The sequence below is a fragment of the Arcicella rosea genome (assembly GCF_014204325.1).
GTDB lineage: Bacteria > Bacteroidota > Bacteroidia > Cytophagales > Spirosomataceae > Arcicella > Arcicella rosea_A.
Window position 1 is genome coordinate 19,124 of record NZ_JACHKT010000045.1, and the last position, 17,359, is coordinate 36,482.

The 17,359-nt window shown below is 35.0% G+C and carries 20 protein-coding genes; 15 read left to right on the forward strand and 5 right to left on the reverse strand.

Going from position 1 to position 17,359, the window contains the following annotated elements:
• Positions 1 to 27: 27 nt before the first annotated feature.
• On the forward strand, positions 28 to 951 hold the full coding sequence (gene miaA, locus HNP25_RS20065) for a tRNA (adenosine(37)-N6)-dimethylallyltransferase MiaA (protein ID WP_184137268.1): 924 nt from the start codon (positions 28 to 30) through the stop codon (positions 949 to 951).
• A gap of 197 nt (positions 952 to 1,148) precedes the next feature.
• Here miaA and HNP25_RS20070 read toward each other — a convergent pair whose 3' ends face one another.
• On the reverse strand, positions 1,149 to 1,748 hold the full coding sequence (locus HNP25_RS20070) for a beta/alpha barrel domain-containing protein (RefSeq protein WP_184137270.1): 600 nt from the start codon (positions 1,746 to 1,748) through the stop codon (positions 1,149 to 1,151).
• A gap of 386 nt (positions 1,749 to 2,134) precedes the next feature.
• Here HNP25_RS20070 and mnmA point away from each other — a divergent pair, with 386 nt between their 5' ends.
• The 3 genes from mnmA (at position 2,135) to HNP25_RS20085 (ending at position 4,690) form a co-directional block, all read left to right on the forward strand.
• The gene (gene mnmA, locus HNP25_RS20075) at positions 2,135 to 3,271 is read left to right on the forward strand and encodes a tRNA 2-thiouridine(34) synthase MnmA (protein ID WP_184137272.1); all 1,137 of its coding nucleotides are present in this window, start codon (positions 2,135 to 2,137) and stop codon (positions 3,269 to 3,271) included.
• A 4-nt stretch (positions 3,272 to 3,275) separates the two neighbouring features.
• The gene (locus tag HNP25_RS20080; protein ID WP_184137274.1) at positions 3,276 to 3,551 is read left to right on the forward strand and encodes an ArsR/SmtB family transcription factor; all 276 of its coding nucleotides are present in this window, start codon (positions 3,276 to 3,278) and stop codon (positions 3,549 to 3,551) included.
• Positions 3,552 to 3,613: 62 nt separating this feature from the next.
• Positions 3,614 to 4,690: an alkene reductase gene (locus tag HNP25_RS20085; RefSeq protein ID WP_184137276.1), complete on the forward strand. Its 1,077-nt coding sequence runs from the start codon at positions 3,614 to 3,616 to the stop codon at positions 4,688 to 4,690.
• 73 nt (positions 4,691 to 4,763) lie between these two features.
• On the opposite strand, the gene HNP25_RS20090 is transcribed toward HNP25_RS20085, so the two are convergent.
• Positions 4,764 to 5,249 carry a peptide deformylase gene (locus HNP25_RS20090; protein ID WP_184137278.1) on the reverse strand — a complete coding sequence of 162 codons (486 nt, stop codon included), beginning with the start codon at positions 5,247 to 5,249 and terminating at the stop codon, positions 4,764 to 4,766.
• Between the two features lie 38 nt (positions 5,250 to 5,287).
• On the opposite strand from HNP25_RS20090, the gene HNP25_RS20095 reads away from it, so the two are divergent.
• The 5 genes from HNP25_RS20095 to HNP25_RS20115 all read left to right on the forward strand — a co-directional run bounded on the left by HNP25_RS20095 (position 5,288) and on the right by HNP25_RS20115 (position 8,480).
• Entirely contained in the window at positions 5,288 to 5,884 is a 597-nt protein-coding gene (locus HNP25_RS20095) for an aminotransferase class IV (protein ID WP_184137279.1), read from the forward strand.
• Between the two features lie 23 nt (positions 5,885 to 5,907).
• On the forward strand, positions 5,908 to 6,243 hold the full coding sequence (locus HNP25_RS20100) for a DUF7668 domain-containing protein (RefSeq protein WP_184137281.1): 336 nt from the start codon (positions 5,908 to 5,910) through the stop codon (positions 6,241 to 6,243).
• A 220-nt stretch (positions 6,244 to 6,463) separates the two neighbouring features.
• Positions 6,464 to 6,739, forward strand: coding sequence for a hypothetical protein (locus HNP25_RS20105; RefSeq protein ID WP_184137283.1), 276 nt, complete (start codon positions 6,464 to 6,466; stop codon positions 6,737 to 6,739).
• Between the two features lie 269 nt (positions 6,740 to 7,008).
• Positions 7,009 to 7,326, forward strand: a complete 318-nt coding sequence (locus HNP25_RS20110; protein WP_184137285.1) for a hypothetical protein — start codon at positions 7,009 to 7,011, stop codon at positions 7,324 to 7,326.
• 212 nt (positions 7,327 to 7,538) lie between these two features.
• Entirely contained in the window at positions 7,539 to 8,480 is a 942-nt protein-coding gene (locus tag HNP25_RS20115; protein ID WP_184137287.1) for a hypothetical protein, read from the forward strand.
• Positions 8,481 to 8,483: 3 nt separating this feature from the next.
• Here the strand turns inward: HNP25_RS20115 and HNP25_RS20120 are convergent, their stop codons facing one another.
• The gene (locus tag HNP25_RS20120; protein WP_221432524.1) at positions 8,484 to 9,581 is read right to left on the reverse strand and encodes a DUF4172 domain-containing protein; all 1,098 of its coding nucleotides are present in this window, start codon (positions 9,579 to 9,581) and stop codon (positions 8,484 to 8,486) included.
• A 407-nt stretch (positions 9,582 to 9,988) separates the two neighbouring features.
• On the opposite strand from HNP25_RS20120, the gene HNP25_RS20125 reads away from it, so the two are divergent.
• Both HNP25_RS20125 and HNP25_RS20130 read left to right on the forward strand, forming a co-directional pair.
• Positions 9,989 to 10,972 carry a pyruvate dehydrogenase complex E1 component subunit beta gene (locus HNP25_RS20125; RefSeq protein WP_184137289.1) on the forward strand — a complete coding sequence of 328 codons (984 nt, stop codon included), beginning with the start codon at positions 9,989 to 9,991 and terminating at the stop codon, positions 10,970 to 10,972.
• A gap of 102 nt (positions 10,973 to 11,074) precedes the next feature.
• Positions 11,075 to 11,860: a hypothetical protein gene (locus HNP25_RS20130; protein ID WP_184137291.1), complete on the forward strand. Its 786-nt coding sequence runs from the start codon at positions 11,075 to 11,077 to the stop codon at positions 11,858 to 11,860.
• A gap of 283 nt (positions 11,861 to 12,143) precedes the next feature.
• Here HNP25_RS20130 and HNP25_RS20135 read toward each other — a convergent pair whose 3' ends face one another.
• Both HNP25_RS20135 and dinB read right to left on the reverse strand, forming a co-directional pair.
• Positions 12,144 to 12,404 (reverse strand): hypothetical protein, encoded by a 261-nt coding sequence (locus HNP25_RS20135; protein WP_184137293.1) that lies wholly within the window; start codon positions 12,402 to 12,404, stop codon positions 12,144 to 12,146.
• A 246-nt stretch (positions 12,405 to 12,650) separates the two neighbouring features.
• Positions 12,651 to 13,730, reverse strand: a complete 1,080-nt coding sequence (dinB, locus tag HNP25_RS20140) for a DNA polymerase IV (RefSeq protein WP_184137295.1) — start codon at positions 13,728 to 13,730, stop codon at positions 12,651 to 12,653.
• Positions 13,731 to 13,935: 205 nt separating this feature from the next.
• Between dinB and arfB the strand changes: the two genes are divergently transcribed.
• The 4 genes from arfB (at position 13,936) to HNP25_RS20160 (ending at position 17,294) form a co-directional block, all read left to right on the forward strand.
• On the forward strand, positions 13,936 to 14,352 hold the full coding sequence (gene arfB, locus HNP25_RS20145; protein ID WP_184137297.1) for an alternative ribosome rescue aminoacyl-tRNA hydrolase ArfB: 417 nt from the start codon (positions 13,936 to 13,938) through the stop codon (positions 14,350 to 14,352).
• Between the two features lie 351 nt (positions 14,353 to 14,703).
• A complete protein-coding gene (locus HNP25_RS20150) occupies positions 14,704 to 15,744 on the forward strand; it encodes an agmatine deiminase family protein (protein WP_184137299.1) in 1,041 nt (346 codons plus the stop codon).
• 437 nt (positions 15,745 to 16,181) lie between these two features.
• Positions 16,182 to 16,481: a hypothetical protein gene (locus tag HNP25_RS20155; RefSeq protein ID WP_184137301.1), complete on the forward strand. Its 300-nt coding sequence runs from the start codon at positions 16,182 to 16,184 to the stop codon at positions 16,479 to 16,481.
• A 9-nt stretch (positions 16,482 to 16,490) separates the two neighbouring features.
• Entirely contained in the window at positions 16,491 to 17,294 is an 804-nt protein-coding gene (locus tag HNP25_RS20160) for a PorV/PorQ family protein (protein WP_184137303.1), read from the forward strand.
• The last annotated feature ends 65 nt before the right edge of the window (positions 17,295 to 17,359 follow it).

Genomic DNA, 17,359 nt, shown 5'->3' on the forward strand with positions numbered 1-17,359 from the left:
AAAGCTCACGACTCATTGCTAAAAAAAATGTCTTCACTCATCGTAATTCTTGGTCCAACTGCTAGTGGGAAAACACATTTGGCAGTACAATTGGCTCATCAGATTGATGGAGAAATCGTCAGTGCGGATTCCAGACAAGTATATCGTGGAATGGATATTGGTACAGGCAAAGATTTGGATGAATATACCTTTGAAGGCAAGAAAATACCATATCATTTAATCGACATCACAGACGCTGGCGAAAGCTATCATATTTATCAATTCCAGCAGGATTTTCAAAAAGCTTACACAGACATCATTCAAAGAGGAAAAACCGCTATTCTTTGCGGAGGTTCAGGCATGTACTTAGACGCCGTATTGAAAGGCTACGAATTTACTTCAATTCCTATAGATTTAACTTTAAGAGAGCAATTACTTGAAAAGTCTACAGAAGATTTACTGAAAATCTTTGAAGAAAATCAGAGTGTTTACTCAGAAAAATCGGATACTTCAACCAAGAAAAGATTAATTAGGGCTATAGAAATTAATCTTTTCTTGAAAAATAATCCCACTTTTAAAATTACTCCACAAGCTATCCCAAAAGCTATAATTTTTGGCTTAAATCCAGCCACAGAACTCAGAAGAGAGAAAATCACGAAAAGGTTAACCCATCGTTTGGAAAATGGAATGATAGAAGAAGTGCAATCACTTTTATCGAAAGGTATTCCCGCCGGAAAACTAATTTTTTACGGACTAGAGTACAAGTTTATTACTCAGTTTTTAGAAGGAGAAATTGCTTATGAAGTGATGGTTGAAAAGCTAAACATAGCCATTCATCAATTTGCAAAAAGACAGATGACTTACTTTAGGAAAATGGAAAATGATGGGCTGAAAATCAATTGGTTAGACTCAAATTTACCGTTTAATAAATTAATGGATACAATTTCTAGGGGATTTGTTGAAAATCAATAGCTTTCAATTATTTTCGGGTATTAATCTAAATCTAATAAGTACGTTTTTACGTATGTATTTTCAGAATTAAACCTTTTTAAACCTTAAAAATCTACAATTATGGCACTAGCAATTGTATCCATCATGTTATTAGGTATGGGAGTGTACCTATCTTTCAAAGTAAGTAATCATAGAGATGATAAGTTTCCAATGAAACCTTAATCATCGGTTTCCAGTACTTCCAAAATATTCATTAATTCATCGAAATCTCCAAAACCAGGTCTGATTTCATCATTTCCTTTTAGGGCAAATCCTGTCAATTGGGTTTGTTCTAAAAGGTCATTTACGTTTGATTCTTTTAATCCAAAACCTAGTAAGATTGGATACTGAAATGACCAAGCATCTACTTGGCTCAATATTGCTTCATCAATCACGCCAAATTCATCAGAGTTTTCTAATAAAAAATACTCAACCATTCCTTTGGTAGTCTGAAACAATGCAGGAAGATTTGCCGTAGCAAAATCTACTTTTAGAATAATCGGTAAACCAATTCTTTGAATTTCAGCCAAATTCTCCCAAGCACTTACTTGTAAATAATCTGGTTGGAAATTTTCTGTTAATTCAATGATTTTTGATACATCAGTTGAATCCGTTTCTCCCACTACTTGAATGCCCGCTAACCAGCCACGCATTTCCTTGTACTTTTCAAAGTCAAGTTCATCCATTGAAAAACCCAACAATTCTACGCCCATTCCAGCACAGTAACGTGCGTCTGAAAGGTTATTTAAGTTTGATACTTTTACAGTTGTTTTAAGCATAAATGTTATAGCTGTCAGCTCTGAGCTATCAGCCTTGAGCTTTTATTTAATAAATTAGAATCGCTAAAGAATAGATTTTACAATCAGATTTGAGAAAATACCAAATGAGTAATACTATATTCTATTGGTTATCGGGGAAAGTAAAAAATACTAATCACTAATTACCAATCACCAATAACTTGATGCAAAACTACCAAGCTTTCTATCCAGAACCAAAAAATCAGAAATGATGTTGAATATTATTGTAAATTTGTAACAAAGTAATTGGTGATTGGTAAATAGTGATTAGAATTTTATATAACTAGATAAACTAATAACCAATTACTAATCACTAAAAAACTAATAATAATATTTTTAAACGTCAGGCCTTGAACCTGAGCAGTACAATGAGCAAACACGGAAGAATTTTAGTCGCCATGAGTGGCGGTATCGACAGTTCGGTAGCAGCAGTAATGTTACACGAAGAAGGTTATGAAGTCGTTGGAATGACGATGAAAACTTGGGATTATGCCTCTTCAGGCGGAACAAAAAAAGAAACAGGCTGCTGTTCTTTAGACTCCATCAACGATGCTCGAAACGTTGCCGTTTCTTTGGGCTTTCCACATTATATTTTAGATATTAGAAATGAATTCGGTGATGCCGTAATTGATTACTTCACGGGCGAATACATCGAAGGACGCACGCCAAATCCTTGTGTAATGTGCAATACGCACATCAAATGGGACGCACTTTTGCGTAGAGCTGATAAATTAGATTGTGAATTTATCGCCACTGGACACTACGCCAATATTCGTGAAGAAAACGGCAGACATATTATTTCAAAAGGTGCTGATACTTGGAAAGACCAAAGCTATGTACTTTGGGGCGTTTCGCAAGAAAGTTTGGCTCGTACCAAATTGCCTTTAGGACATTTGACAAAAGCCAAAATCAGAGAAATGGCTACCGAAAGAGGTTTTATGGATTTAGTGAATAAATCTGAAAGCTACGAAATCTGTTTTGTGCCTGATAACGATTATAGAGGTTTTATCAAAAGAAGAGTAGAAGGCTTGGAAGAAAGAGTAAAAGGTGGAAACTTTTTGGATACTGATGGAAAAATTCTTGGGAAACATGAAGGTTATCCATTTTATACTATCGGACAAAGGAAAGGCTTAGGCATTGCTTTGGGCTATCCAGCTTTTGTCACTGAAATCAGAAAAGAAACCAACGAAGTAGTATTGGGTCGTGATAAAGATTTAGAAAGAGACGGCATGGTGGTTGGACAATTGAATTTATCCAAATACGCTTCTATTGATAATCCGATTGAAACCATTACAAAAGTACGTTATAAAGACGCTGGAACGCCCGCTACAATTTGGCAAGAAGGCAATAAAATAAAAGCTCATTTCCACGAAGCAGTTTCAGGTATTGCACCGGGACAAGCGGCTGTTTTCTACGAAGGAGACGACGTAGTTGGCGGTGGTTGGATTATGAAATCGTTTAAACAAGACGCTACTTCTGGTATTTTTATGGCAGAAGTAAATTAACATTATGCAAGAGATTACTCATTTTGTTGAAAAAACCACGAATGCGATAGCGGATAGTTATCGCTTGAAAATTCTATTGACATTATCTCAAAAAGGAGAAATGTACTGTGGAGAAGTTCAACAATTGATAGGTCTTTCGCAATCTACTTGTTCGCACCATGTTTCAATATTGATTGAAAGCGAATTAGTTGAATCAAAAAAAGAAGGTAAGTTTCATAAGATTTCTTTGAACAGAGAAAATTTTAAAAAGCTTTCAGCTTTCTTTCAGGAACTTTCTTAGCCGTTTTTAGATTGTTAACGTATCGAAAAGTTTCGATATATTAACAATCTAAAAATATCATTATGAGTTCTAAATTATTCTCTTCTGCCAAACTTGGCAACATTGAATTAGCCAATCATATCGTTGTAGCTCCAATGACACGCTCAAGAGCTATCGGAAACATCCCAACTCCATCAATCGCTACTTATTATGCACAACGTGCGTCGGCAGGCTTAATCATTACAGAAGGCACTTCACCTTCACCAAATGGTTTAGGCTATGCTCGTATTCCCGGTATTTTCTCGGCTGAACAAATTGCAGGTTGGAAAAACGTAACGGATGCCGTTCATGCAAAAGGTGGAAAAATATTTATTCAATTAATGCACTGTGGACGTATTGCTCATCCAGCGAATATGCCAGCAGGAGCTTCTATCGTTGCTCCTTCGGCAATAGTTGCCGCAGGACAAATGTGGACAGATACTGAAGGAATGCAAGCACAACCAACACCTTTAGCTTTAACCATTGAAGGAATCAAATTAACAATTGCTGAATATGTACAAGCGGCAAAAAATGCTATTGAAGCAGGTTTTGATGGTGTAGAAATCCACGGAGCAAATGGTTATTTAATTGACCAGTTTATCAATACAAAAACAAATATTCGTACAGATGAGTATGGCGGTGATATTACTGGTCGTGCTAAATTTTTGTTAGAAATTGCCTCGCAAACAGTTGAAGCGATTGGAAAAGATAAAGTTGGTGTACGTCTTTCTCCTTATGGAGTGTTTAATGATGTAGGTTTTTTTGATACAATTGACACTGACTATCAATACATTGCCGAAAAATTAAATGAAATTGGCGTTGTTTATACGCATTTGGTAAACCATGAGTCAATGGGTGCACCAGCAGTTCCTCAGACAGTAATTGATAATATTCGTAAAGCTTTTAAAGGAACATTAATACTTTCTGGTGGATACGATGTAGCTCGTGCGGAGGCAGATTTAGCTTCGGGAGCAGCAGATTTAATTGCTTTTGGTCGTTCATTTATTTCAAACCCTGATTTAGTAGAACGTTTGAAACAAGGAGCTGAATTGGCCGTTCCAAATGGAGATACTTTTTATACTCCTGGTGACGAAGGATTTATTGACTACCCAACACTTTAGGAATTGAGAGTTTTGAGTGCGGAGTGCTGAATGTTTTTCCACTCCTCACTCAGCACTCCAAATTCAAAACTCCCTAAGCTCTCCACTTAAAAGCCTTATCATCAACCGCTCGCATGGTGCAAAGTATGCCGTTCAGATGGTCGTACTCGTGTTGGAGTAATTCAGATAAATCATCTTCTATATGCCAAGATTGTTCTTGCCAATGTTCATTTAAATAATGTATCGTTAGCGATTTATGGCGTTTTACTTTTACCAAAAGGTTGGGGAAACTCATACAATCGTCCCACATTTCAAACATTTCTTCACTAAGATTTTCAAAAACAGGATTGATAAAAACCACAGGCTTATCAATATTCATGTAAATTACTCTTTTCATAATGCCCAGTTGCGGGGCGGCGATGGCTCTGCCAAAATTGTACTTAGCCCTGATTTCCTCCATCACATTATGCAAATCCGCTACCCATTCTTTGACTAAGGATAATTCTTCTTTGCTAACAGGTTCACAAACTTCATACAAACGTGGGTCGCCGAGTAATAATAAATCATTCAGATGTTTCATATCTTTGGGTTTGATTGACGAACAGATGTTTACAAGCTATGCAATTATTAGAAACCATACAAATCAAAGACGGAAAATTTCAGCATATCGAATACCACAACCAACGATTTAATACTTCCAGAAAAGCTTTATTTAAAATTGAAAACGCTGTAAACTTGGAAGAAATCATCCAAATTCCTGCGGATTTTTGTGAAGGAATTGTGCGTTGCAGAGTACTTTATGAAAGCGAAATCCAAGAAGTTACTTTTGCTCCTTATACTTTTAAAAATATTACAAAGCTAAAAGTAGTTGCTGTCCCCATTATTGATTACTCGTACAAATATGCTGATAGACAAGTATTTGGCGATATACTTCAACAAAACCCCGAAGCCGATGAAGTAATTATACTGCAAAATGGTTTGATAACAGATTGCACCATTGCCTGTTTGGCTTTTTATGATGGAAACCAATGGTTTGTGCCGTCAACACCACTGCTGAAAGGCACTCGCCGACAACAATTATTAGACAAAGGATTAGTAAAAGAAAGAATCATCCAAGCAAGCGACCTCGCTTCTTTTCAGAAAGTATGTTTAATTAATACTTTTAGAGATTTGGATATTGCCGTGGCGGTGGATTGTGAGGGGATTTTGTATTGAGTGATTTTTTAATTTTAAATATTATGGAAAAAAATAAAATTGAAATAACAGTTAAGTATTTGTTGAAACTTATCATCAATCATCAATTTGACTTAATATTTGAAAATAATCTTTACAAAAAAATATCTAAAGAGGATTTTGAAGAAGAAGTATTGACACATCCGGGAAAATTAACAATGCCACCTATTTATCAACTCAATAATTTAGACTTTTATGAAACCAATTTTGATAATCAAGTATGGGTAGATGTACCTTTATGGTTTGACCACAAAGAGAGCGATTTAACATTAAGTTGTTTAATTTATAATGTAAATGAAGAAGAATATAAATATTCAATCGAAGATATTCATGTTCTTTAAGTAGTAAAACAATATTTCCAAACTGGTCGTAACATCGGCTACGCATTAAGGTAGTAGAGAGCGTCACACTCGCAATATGGTTTAGAAATAAATTTCATATTCGAGCATTAGGCTCTTTTTTCTTTTGGGTCGTTGGGGATGCTACTACCAGTCTTAGAATACCAAACATTAATTTAAAGAATAAAAAATACGTGATAGGGAATCTATCATATCTAAGTGAATGAAAACTCTTCTAATTATTTGTACTCTTCTTTGTTTAGGTTATAATCAACTAAACATCGACACAGAAATCGTTCATATCAAAGGGCAAACTAAAAGAGATTACGCTAAAGTTTTATACCCTTTATTAGAAAAATTTTATAAAGAAAAAAGACTATCTGATGATGAGATTGTCAAAATCATCCCAGTAAGTGAAGAAGAATTTGGAGAGTATTATTCTTTAAGTAATCCTGAAAAAGGGAAAAAAGGAATAAGATTTATAGCGAAATTGAAGTAATCATTGGGAAAAGGGCTTCTATAAACCAACAAGTATTTAAGTCATATTTAGGATTAGCACCATTCGTTGATGGAGAGTACGCAGAAGGATATTTTGAGGATGCCGATTTCCTCATAGGAAAGCATCAAAAATATTTTTGTAAAATATTTGACAGTTTACCCAAAAATGCCAAAAAAAGCTTCGCTGATTTACACGCTCAATACTGTAAATAATATCCCGCTCAATTTACTTATTCCTATGCAAGTAAAGTGATAATAACTAATCAACAGATGAAAAAAATAATATTAACTCTACTATATTTTTGTCCTTTTGGAATGGTCTTTAATTGCTTTTCAAGTACTGGGCTTTTATGTAATAATGCTGGCTTAGGCAATGATAGCCAATTAACTATTTTGAATAGCGATAATAGTATTTATTTGAAAATTTCTATGTTAGGAGATATTAACCCTAAAGTACCCAAAGCGTTTAATCCATACGCAATGGATATTCCAAATGATATTTTTTTAATCGAAGTAATTGGTGAAGATAAAGGTAGGTATCAAGTTTCCATAGGAAATGGGCAATCAAAATTTATTAGCAAATACTAAAAATAAAGAAGTTATCTCGGATTCTTTAGAAATTGTTTTGCTTTCAAAGAATATCTTGAAATAAGTAAAACTTCCACTTTGAGCCATTAAACATAATTAATCTTTGATTAGCGGATTAATACAAAAAATTACTTTGATGTTGGGTTCACTTTTTTCGCTAAGATATTTATAACTTAACTACGTTTTATCACACTCTTTAATATTTCTATGATATGAAAAATAATTTCAATATTTATTTAATTTTTATAGGCTTATTTGCTTTTGCTTGTTCTTCTGAAAAAAACGATAAAAATAATACTCCTCCCGATTCTTTAGCAGGATTGGGTACGGATTCAGTAGGTAAAAATCAAGAAGTATTTGAGCCTATGCGGTTTTTTGTATATGCTGATACGATTGATTGGCGTAAGTTTGACACGCAGGTTACAAACACGTATCGAAAACAAATCACTGAAAAACTAAAAGTTAACTTTGATTCTTTGGCTTATTATGATGATAATGAATCTTACAGGGAAAAAAAGTTCAAAGACTGTTTTCACTTTATGGACTTGAATGCAGATGGGAAATTAGATGTCATTTATGGAGGTTTTAGCGGAAGCGAACCAGATTTAGTTAAAATTTTTCTACACAAAGAAAATCAGTTTGTTCCAGTCTTTGAAGGTTATCAAGAGCTATCAGCCTTGGTTTTTGATGCAAACAAAAAACTCACTTCTTTTATTCTTCTTGATTTTGGCTGTTGTGCCGAATACATAGAATATGAAACAAAGTATAATGTTGGTGATGATTTTAACATAACACTCAATTACCAAAGAGCAAGAATGGTACGTACTCAAGCACCTAAAACTATATGGAGTACGCCTATTAAATTCATGACACTCAACGATGGTTACGCACTTCGTTCAGAGCCAATGAAAGAAGACACTGCAACTTACATTTACGATGCGGTTGGCGAAGGAAATACGGTTACGAAATATCCTAAAAATGCCAAAGGTTTAGCTTGGGCTGAGTATAAAGATAAAAGTAACAGGGTTTGGTGGTTTGTGGAAATGTATCCAGCAGATAACTTAAAAAAGAATCTCATTCATAGACGAGATTCGTTGGTAGCTCCAAGAGCCTTGGGTTGGATGAGTAGTAGGTTTTTGCAAAAACAACCTTGATTTTTACTCCAAACAAACATAATAACTCGTACTTCGTCCGCCGCCTGTTTGAATCAAGATATTTTTTTGTACTAAATCTGCTAAATCTCTGGTAGCGGTTGCCTTTGAGGTTTTGGTGATGGATTGATATTTTCGGGCATTCATACCACCCTCAAATGTTTCATCTTGAAGCATTTTATAAATTACTTTTTGTTGTTTGGCATCTACAAGGTGTTTGATGTTGTCTAAAAATCTGGTTTTCTTTATCGTAAAATGTACGGTGTTAAAGAAATCTTTTTGAGCATCCAATACAACTTTACCAAAATAGATAAGCCAATTGTTTACCTCTTTTCCTCGTTGAGCATTTTTTAATTGCTCGTAATAAATGGCCTTATCTGCTGAAATGGTTGTGGAAAGACTCAGCAAAACAGGACTTTGCAGATGTTGCGATAAGGCTTTTTCTGCAATGATTCTTCCGACACGTCCATTCCCATCTTCAAAAGGATGGATACTTTCAAAATACAAATGGGCTAAACCTGCACGTACAATGGCATTATTGATGGGTGTTTCTCCTTTGAGGTTAGTTTCGTTGAACCATTGAATAAAACGTTTCATTTCGCTGGGAACGTCCTTAGAAGGTGGTGCTTCAAAATGTACAATTTCTTTACCAATCGCTCCTGAAATAATTTGCATGGGTTCTTCGTGGCTACGCCATACGCCTGCATTGACGCTGGTATTACCCAACATGATGGCTTGATGCCATTCAAATAACATCGTTTCATTTAAGGGTTGTTCAAAATGTTCTCTGGAAGTAACAATGGCACGGGCTATGCCTATCGACCGTTTATCTTTAACCGATTGGATATTGGTATTATAGCCTAAATTAATTTTGATAGAAGACATCACATCCTCTCGACTGATTAACTCGCCCTCGATGGCAGAAGTTTTAATTGCTTCTTTGACCAATAAAGTAAGTATTGAAGCCTCTTTTTCTTCTTGAGCTAATAGCTGAACGACACCTCCGTTTTGTCCTGCAAGTGAATGAAATTGCTTATCGACTTCATCGAAAAGACGAATGTCGTATTCAAACTGAGTCCAGTTATCAAATTGCCAATTGTACATGATGAGCCGATTAAAATGCGTATTCGGCTCAAATATAGTAAAAATATGAGCCGAATAATGAAATTAATCGGCTCATAGGTGAAAAGAAGCTTCCTAATTTAGATATTTTGTATCCCGACTGAGAAATTAAGCATCCCTATTTAGGGATTTTGTAATATGTCCAAGAGATTAGGCATTCCGATTTAGGGATTTTGTAGTCCGTCCAAGAGATTAAGTAATCCGATAAGTCGAACTGCTTGACGTCATTCAGAACTAATCAAATCCTCAAAAAAATCATTTCAATCAATTTAAGTGAGAATTTACTGATTTGGGCGTTGGCAGTCTGAGGTTTGTTATCTAATTTTACGCAGATTTTGAAGACAGAATCGTTTCGGCGATTCTCAACCTGAACACGATAAAAATAACCAATGAGAGAAATACAATTCAGAGAGGCACTTCGTGAAGCATTAAACGAAGAAATGCGTAGAGACCAGTCAGTGTTTTTGATGGGCGAAGAAGTAGCCGAATACAATGGTGCTTACAAAGTATCACAAGGTATGTTGGATGAATTTGGTCCAGACCGTGTGATTGATACACCTATCGCAGAATTAGGTTTTGCGGGTATCGCTGTTGGTGCAGCCGCTAATGGTTTGCGTCCAGTAGTTGAGTTTATGACTTTTAACTTCTCGTTGGTAGCCATCGACCAAGTAATCAACTCGGCTGCCAAAATGATGTCTATGTCTGGTGGACAGTATTCTTGTCCAATCGTTTTCCGTGGACCAACTGGAAACGCCGGGCAATTATCATCACAACACTCATCTAACTTTGAAAACTGGTTTGCCAATACTCCTGGTTTGAAAGTTGTAGTTCCTTCAAATCCTGCTGATGCAAAAGGTTTATTAAAATCTTCAATCCGTGATAACGACCCAGTTATTTTCATGGAATCTGAATTGATGTATGGCGATAAAGGTCTTGTGCCAGATGGCGAATACTTAATACCAATCGGTAAAGCACATATCGTAAAAGAAGGTACAGACGTAACTATCGTTACTTTTGGTAAAATGCTTTCAAGAGTAGTAATGCCAGCAGTAGCTGAATTAACGAAATTGGGCATCAATGCAGAAGTAATTGATTTAAGAACTGTTAGACCAATTGATTACGAAACAGTGATTAATTCTGTAAAGAAAACAAATCGTTGTGTAGTTGTTGAAGAAGCTAACCCAATTGCAGCATTATCTTCAGAAATCGCTTATAACGTACAACGTTGGGCTTTTGATTTCATGGATGCACCAGTAATTCGTGTAAACTCTTTAGATTTACCACTTCCTTATGCAGCAACTTTGTTAGAAGCCATTCTTCCAAGCATTTCTCGTACAATCGAAGCGGTTAAATCTGTTACTTATAAGAAATAGTTTGTTCTTTATATTTAATATCAAAAAGCCTTTTGAGTACCCAGTGGTTATTCAAAAGGCTTTTCTACTGTAAAATCATTTTAACCAACCATATCTACCATCATGTTACAACACTACAAAAAGATTACACTTTTGCTTGCTATTTTAGTTTTAGGAGGTTGCTCTTCAAAAAAATCAGATGAGATTGAACCAGAAGCAACAAACGCATCACTTCCACAAACAGTGAAAATCGAAACTTATGGCAGTAAAAACCCTACTTCCTATGCTTACACTTGGAAAGACAATCTTTTAACTTCTTATACAATTACAAGCCTTAATACTTCTACCAATAGGGATTTTGTAAGAACCTATGAATTTACCAGAAATGCTAAAAACCAAATCAAAACTGAAAAATATAGTTACAAAGGTGCTGATTATGCCGATGGAAGTCAATCGTATGAATATGAATACAATGCAGATGGCTCAGAAATTATATTAGAAAAATACATGCAGTGGATTTATAATAATAAAGGACAGTTGACAACCCTTAATTATACAAACCCATCTCAATGGACAAAAACATTTGAAAAGTTTGAATATCAGAGTGATGGACAGTTGACTAAGTATCAATTCAAAAGTAATGTTGAAATTATATGTAGTTTGAGTGAATTTACTACGGTAGAAAATCCTTTGTATAAATTCACGGAAAATACACAGTTTTTAAAATTGTCATACAGTGATGGACAGATCATTTCGCTGTTTGCCTCTAAAATGATTCCAAAGTCGGTAATCAATGGTAACTTCTCTAATAAAGTAACTTATACATTGGATAATCAGCAACGAGTTAGTGCCATTGCATTAGTATCTAGCTTTGGTGTAACTTTGTTTAAAATTACTATTGGCTATTAAGAGAGGTCTGGGTTGTAATAAACAATATGCTTTAGTCTTACTTCCCAACAGTAATAGACTTAAGTCCAGCCACGGAAACAAAAAACGTCAGTTTATCTTAATATGATAGACTGACGTTTTTCATTGAAAAAGGAGGAGATAGTAACTTAAAACAAATCTTATCAAGTATTATAAAGAAGATGCTTATCCTTACTCAAATTCAAGCAAAACATTATGTTTGCAGACTTGCTTACTTTCAGATGATGGAATTTCTTTACGAAGACTAATATACGTGGTTACATTACTAATCAATATCACGTGGTCTGCTTTTTCGGGCAGAGTATATTTTTTTAATGAGATATTCTGTATTTACTTCGTCCTCCCAACTACCGAATGAACTAAAGTAAGCCTTTTCTGTTTCATCTTGATGGTTTTCAGTTGGTTTAGGCTTCTTTTCAGAAGTAACAGTAATTGTTAGTTGCTCTTCGTTTTTAAAGAGGTCTTTAATAGTTTTCAATAAACTATCATTAATTTCTGTAGGTTTGATGTTGTAGGTTGCGTGCATAATTTTAATGTTTTTACCGTTATTTTATTACTATTTTAGATTTATATTAAGTAGGATTTATACTAATTTTATAAATGATGATATTGGATAAAAGTATTTAAATAGGTTATATTATTTTATCACAAATGTATAAATTTTGTGAAATTTTCAAACAAAAATTGAAAATTTCTTAGATTAAAATGCGTGTTAAATGTGGAATGGATGTGTTTTGAAGAGGTTTTGTTGATGTAAATGCAATTGGACTCCTTAAAACTCTAAACTCAATTGCTTCCCAACCATATCGTCGCCCAATGCTAAGTTTGAAAGTGAAATACCCAAAAGGCGAACGCCCTTCGGAATTGGGTACAATTGTTCTAATAAATCATAAGCGATTTTCTCAAAAAAAGTGCTATCAACAATGGGCGAAAGCGTGGTTCTACTACGAGTAATGATTTGAAAATCTTTAAATTTTACTTTTAAATGAACTGTTCTGCCATATACTTGTGTGCGTTCGCAGTACTTCCAAACGTCTTCAATAATGGGTTTTAAACCTGCTTCCAACTCTACATTGGTTTCTAAATCTCGCCAAAAAGTATTTTCAGAACCCACAGATTTACGGATTCTTTCAGTATTCACAGGTCTGTAATCAATCGCTCTGGCGATGTTGTAATAATATTTTCCTGCTTTACCGAAATGTTTGGTCAGGAAACTTTCATCATATTGGCGTAAATCCAAACCCGTGAAAATATTCATTTTGTTCATTTTATCGGCTGTTACTTTTCCAATGCCATGAAAACGATATACTTCTAAATCTTCTACAAACTTTTCTCCTTGATTGGGTTTTATCACAAAAAGTCCATCAGGTTTTTGATAATCCGATGCCAATTTTGCCAAGAATTTATTGTAAGAAACCCCTGCGGAGGCTGTCAGTTGTGTTCTCTCTTTGATTTTCTCTTTGATTTCTTTGGCAATTGCTGTTGCCGAAGCCATACCTTTTAGGTTTTCGGTGACATCCAAATAGGCTTCGTCTAAAGAAAGAGGTTCAATCAGATGAGTATATTCTGCAAAAACCTCTCTGATTTGCTTTGAAGCCACTTTATAGCTTTCAAAGCGAGGTTTTACAAAAATTAAATTCGGACATTTACGAGCCGCCACCATAGAAGACATCGCCGAACGAACGCCAAATTTACGAGCTTCATAACTTGCTGCCGCCACTACGCCACGCTCACGAGAACCACCCACAGCTACGGGTTTTCCACGCAAAGCAGGATTATCTCTCTGCTCCACAGAAGCATAGAAAGCATCCATATCTATATGAATTATTTTTCGTATGTTTGTTTCGGGCATATTTAGCTATGAGCCTTGAGCTGTCAGTTTTCGGTCATCGGCTATCAGGTTATTGCAATCAATTTTGTTAAAAAAAGATGTTTACTTACGACATGATTGAAAGTGAATATCAATAAAATTCACACAATCTTGCTTCTTTTGTCCTTTAGTCTTAAAGTCTATAAATAATCACTAAATCACAATTCACTCAATCACAATTAAAAATATGTCTTTAGCCGAATTATTAAAACAAGATTTTAGTCCAGAATTTCAATTCCAAGCCTCAAGAAGTGGCGGAGCTGGCGGACAGAATGTCAATAAAGTTTCTACTAAAGTAGAACTAAGATTTAATGTAATCAATTCCGTTATATTAGACGAAATTCAGAAAAATACACTACAAGGAAAACTAAAAAATCAGATTAATTCAGAAGGAGAATTAATAATTGTTTCGCAAGAAGAGAGAACGCAATTACGCAACAAAACGGTTGTGATAAAGAAATTTTATGATTTACTCAAGAAAGCTCTTTTTATTCCTAAAAAACGCAAAGCCAGCGAACCTACTTTTGCATCCAAGATGGAAAGACTAAAAACTAAAAAAATCGCTTCGATTAAAAAGGTGAATAGGAGGGGGATTACTTTTTAATTTGAAAATTTGAGGATTTGAAGATGATACTTACTTAGTCAATTTGAAGATTTGGAAATTTGAAGATTTGAAAATGGTAGTTACTATATAGGGAATTTTGAAATTTGAAAATGACACATACTTAGTCAATTTGAAGATTTGAAAATGGTAGTTATTACACAGGGAATTTAGAAATTTAAAAATGACACATACTCTTAGTCAATTTGATGAGTAGCTAATTTAGAAATGAGGAATATACCATTGTTAGTTTTCAAATTAAATCCCCATTTTCAAATCTTCAAATTTCCAAATCTTCAAATCAAAATATCCTTCTTCAAATTAAGTATATTTGCACCTTAAAACTAATTTAAAATGCTTACTCCAAAATCTCAAGGATATTTTTTTCCTGCCGAATGGCATCCACACGTAGCAACTTGGCTTACTTTTCCACATAACGACCACTCTTGGCAAGGTGATAAATTAGCCAAAATGTATCCACAATACTTCAATTTTATCAAGGCTATTTCTCAGGGTGAAAAAGTTTGTTTAAATGTAAATGATGTAAAACTACAATCATTTATTTTGAATGAATTGCCCAAGTATGGTATTGATGAAACAAAAATTGAAATATTAATCAACCCAACGAATGATGCTTGGTGTAGAGACCACGGCCCAGCATTCTTGATTAATCCTGAAACCAAACAACGTATGATTGTGAATTGGGGTTATAATGCTTGGGGTGGAAAATACCCTCCTTTTGATGATGACAATAATTTACCGACTAAAATTGCAGCATATCGTGGCTTGAATGCTGTTACTCCCGGTATTATTATGGAAGGTGGTTCGGTAGAATTTAACGGAGCTGGTACGGTATTAACCAGTCGCTCTTGTTTATTGAATCCTAATAGAAATCCACATTTGAACCAAGCTCAGATAGAACAATACTTGTACGACTATTACGGACAAGAACAAGTACTCTGGGTAAATGATGGCATCGTGGGTGATGACACCGACGGTCATGTGGACGATACCGTTCGTTTTGTAAACGCTGATACCGTAGTGGCAGCAGTTGAGTATGATAAAAATGATGATAACTACGAAGTACTGAATGATAATTTGCAATTACTCAAACAAATGCGTTTGCTAAATGGCAAGCAATTGAATGTAGTTGAATTGCCAATGCCTTCGGCAGTAGTGATTGATGAATTCAGAACGCCGGGTTCTTATGCTAATTTCTTGATTACCAACGCTTCGGTGATTGTGCCTACTTATCAATGCAAGAGTGATGACATTGCTTTAGATATTCTTTCTGGGCTTTTCAAAGACCGTCCAGTGATAGGTTTAGATGCCACAGATATTATTTGGGGACAAGGAAGTTTCCACTGTTTATCTCAGCAAGAACCTGCGGTTTAGATAATGATGGTAGGGACGAATACCATTCGTCCCTACCATCATTATACTTGTCGTGCTATTGTTTATTCTTTACAAGGTTGTATGTTATACGACCTTACTGATTAAAAATGAGGTAATAATAATAGCCATGCTCAGACAATCGTAAAGCTTAATAAAGTTAAATAAAGGTAGGCATAATAGAATAACCGCAGGAATATCTTTAGACTTGGAAAGAAAAATGAAATAAACGTAGGGGTGAATTGCATCCGTCCTTGTCGTTGACTTGTTATTCGTTTAGTAAAAGGTCGTATGCGATACGCCCTTACAGTTTAAAAAATAAAACAAATAAGTCTATCACTAATTAATTAACACTACAAAACTTACTAACTGACCGTTGACGGAATTGTGTTTCTATGAAGAATCATTATCTTGACAAGGGAGGAGTAAGAAATTTAACCATGAAAAAAACATTATTACTTTTTACGCTTATTGCTGGTTTCACACAATCAATAAAAGCACAAACGCAAAGTACAAGATCCTCTGTCCCAGATGCTGTACACCAATTTATGCTGATTAACATAGACCCAATGTCTGTTTCAATGGGCTATGGAGGGATGGCTCTTTTTACCGAAGAAACAGCAGCCTATCTCAACCCAGCCATGTTGGTACATTCGCCCAATAGAAACGGTTTTTTTTTAACAGGGTCGAAGTGGCTACCTAAACTTGTAAGTGATATGTATATCTTGCGAGGTGGCTGATATTGGCAGTTGAGTGAAAAAAGTGTATTATCGAGTAATATTACTCTTTTCCAAAATGGCACTTTTAGCTATGTGACTAATACAGGAGTTTCGACAGATTTTTCATCTAAAAGTTGGGGTTGGGGAGTGAATTATACTAGACGTTTATCAAACAAAGTATCAATGGCGGTGGGTGTGAAGTATATGCATGAAAATGGAACCAATTTGTTACCATCTATTAATGTTGAGATACCTTCCAAGAATAATGTTGCTTTTGACATCAGTTTAGCACATGTTGATACCGATGTCTTTAAAAAATTCTCATTCAATTACGGTGTTAATATTGCCAATATTGGCGGGAAAGTTAATCTTTATAATAAACAGGAGGCTTTTTTGCCGACTAACCTAAAATTAGGCATAGCACCAAGTTATAAGTTGGATGTTAAAAATAAAATTGGATTTACAGTAGATGCCAATAAACTATTGGTACCTACACCTACTGGCAATCATTACAACGATTCGGCATTGTCTGGAATGGTTGCTTCGTTTTCAGATGCCCCTGGCGGACTCAGCGAAGAGCTAAAAGAAATCACTTGGTCATTGGGTTTGCAGTACACCTACAATGATTTTTTGTTTTTGAGGATGGGTAAATTTTTAGAATCAGAAGAAAAAGGCAACCGCAGCTTTACAACTTTTGGTGCTGGCGTTGTGATTAAGAAATTAGTAAACCTAGACCTTGCTTTTTCAAAGGATAATAATGATAGCCCAATTGGTGACCAACTATTCCTTTCAGTAGGTTTTAACTGGGAGTGTTCACTGAACTGTGTCAGTTGATTTATTGAGTTAGGGGGCTAGCCCCCTAACTCAATAAATCAACTTGTGAAATTCTATCTTCAAAT

Excerpts from the sequence above, each read along its gene's own strand:
- miaA (WP_184137268.1), top strand. The coding sequence starts at position 28 with ATGTCTTCACTCATCGTAATTCTTGGTCCAACTGCTAGTGGGAAAACA.
- HNP25_RS20070 (WP_184137270.1), bottom strand. The coding sequence starts at position 1,748 with ATGCTTAAAACAACTGTAAAAGTATCAAACTTAAATAACCTTTCAGAC.
- mnmA (WP_184137272.1), top strand. The coding sequence starts at position 2,135 with ATGAGCAAACACGGAAGAATTTTAGTCGCCATGAGTGGCGGTATCGAC.
- HNP25_RS20080 (WP_184137274.1), top strand. The coding sequence starts at position 3,276 with ATGCAAGAGATTACTCATTTTGTTGAAAAAACCACGAATGCGATAGCG.
- HNP25_RS20085 (WP_184137276.1), top strand. The coding sequence starts at position 3,614 with ATGAGTTCTAAATTATTCTCTTCTGCCAAACTTGGCAACATTGAATTA.
- HNP25_RS20090 (WP_184137278.1), bottom strand. The coding sequence starts at position 5,249 with ATGAAACATCTGAATGATTTATTATTACTCGGCGACCCACGTTTGTAT.
- HNP25_RS20095 (WP_184137279.1), top strand. The coding sequence starts at position 5,288 with ATGCAATTATTAGAAACCATACAAATCAAAGACGGAAAATTTCAGCAT.
- HNP25_RS20100 (WP_184137281.1), top strand. The coding sequence starts at position 5,908 with ATGGAAAAAAATAAAATTGAAATAACAGTTAAGTATTTGTTGAAACTT.
- HNP25_RS20105 (WP_184137283.1), top strand. The coding sequence starts at position 6,464 with ATGAAAACTCTTCTAATTATTTGTACTCTTCTTTGTTTAGGTTATAAT.
- HNP25_RS20110 (WP_184137285.1), top strand. The coding sequence starts at position 7,009 with ATGAAAAAAATAATATTAACTCTACTATATTTTTGTCCTTTTGGAATG.
- HNP25_RS20115 (WP_184137287.1), top strand. The coding sequence starts at position 7,539 with ATGAAAAATAATTTCAATATTTATTTAATTTTTATAGGCTTATTTGCT.
- HNP25_RS20120 (WP_221432524.1), bottom strand. The coding sequence starts at position 9,581 with ATGTACAATTGGCAATTTGATAACTGGACTCAGTTTGAATACGACATT.
- HNP25_RS20125 (WP_184137289.1), top strand. The coding sequence starts at position 9,989 with ATGAGAGAAATACAATTCAGAGAGGCACTTCGTGAAGCATTAAACGAA.
- HNP25_RS20130 (WP_184137291.1), top strand. The coding sequence starts at position 11,075 with ATGTTACAACACTACAAAAAGATTACACTTTTGCTTGCTATTTTAGTT.
- HNP25_RS20135 (WP_184137293.1), bottom strand. The coding sequence starts at position 12,404 with ATGCACGCAACCTACAACATCAAACCTACAGAAATTAATGATAGTTTA.
- dinB (WP_184137295.1), bottom strand. The coding sequence starts at position 13,730 with ATGCCCGAAACAAACATACGAAAAATAATTCATATAGATATGGATGCT.
- arfB (WP_184137297.1), top strand. The coding sequence starts at position 13,936 with ATGTCTTTAGCCGAATTATTAAAACAAGATTTTAGTCCAGAATTTCAA.
- HNP25_RS20150 (WP_184137299.1), top strand. The coding sequence starts at position 14,704 with ATGCTTACTCCAAAATCTCAAGGATATTTTTTTCCTGCCGAATGGCAT.
- HNP25_RS20155 (WP_184137301.1), top strand. The coding sequence starts at position 16,182 with ATGAAAAAAACATTATTACTTTTTACGCTTATTGCTGGTTTCACACAA.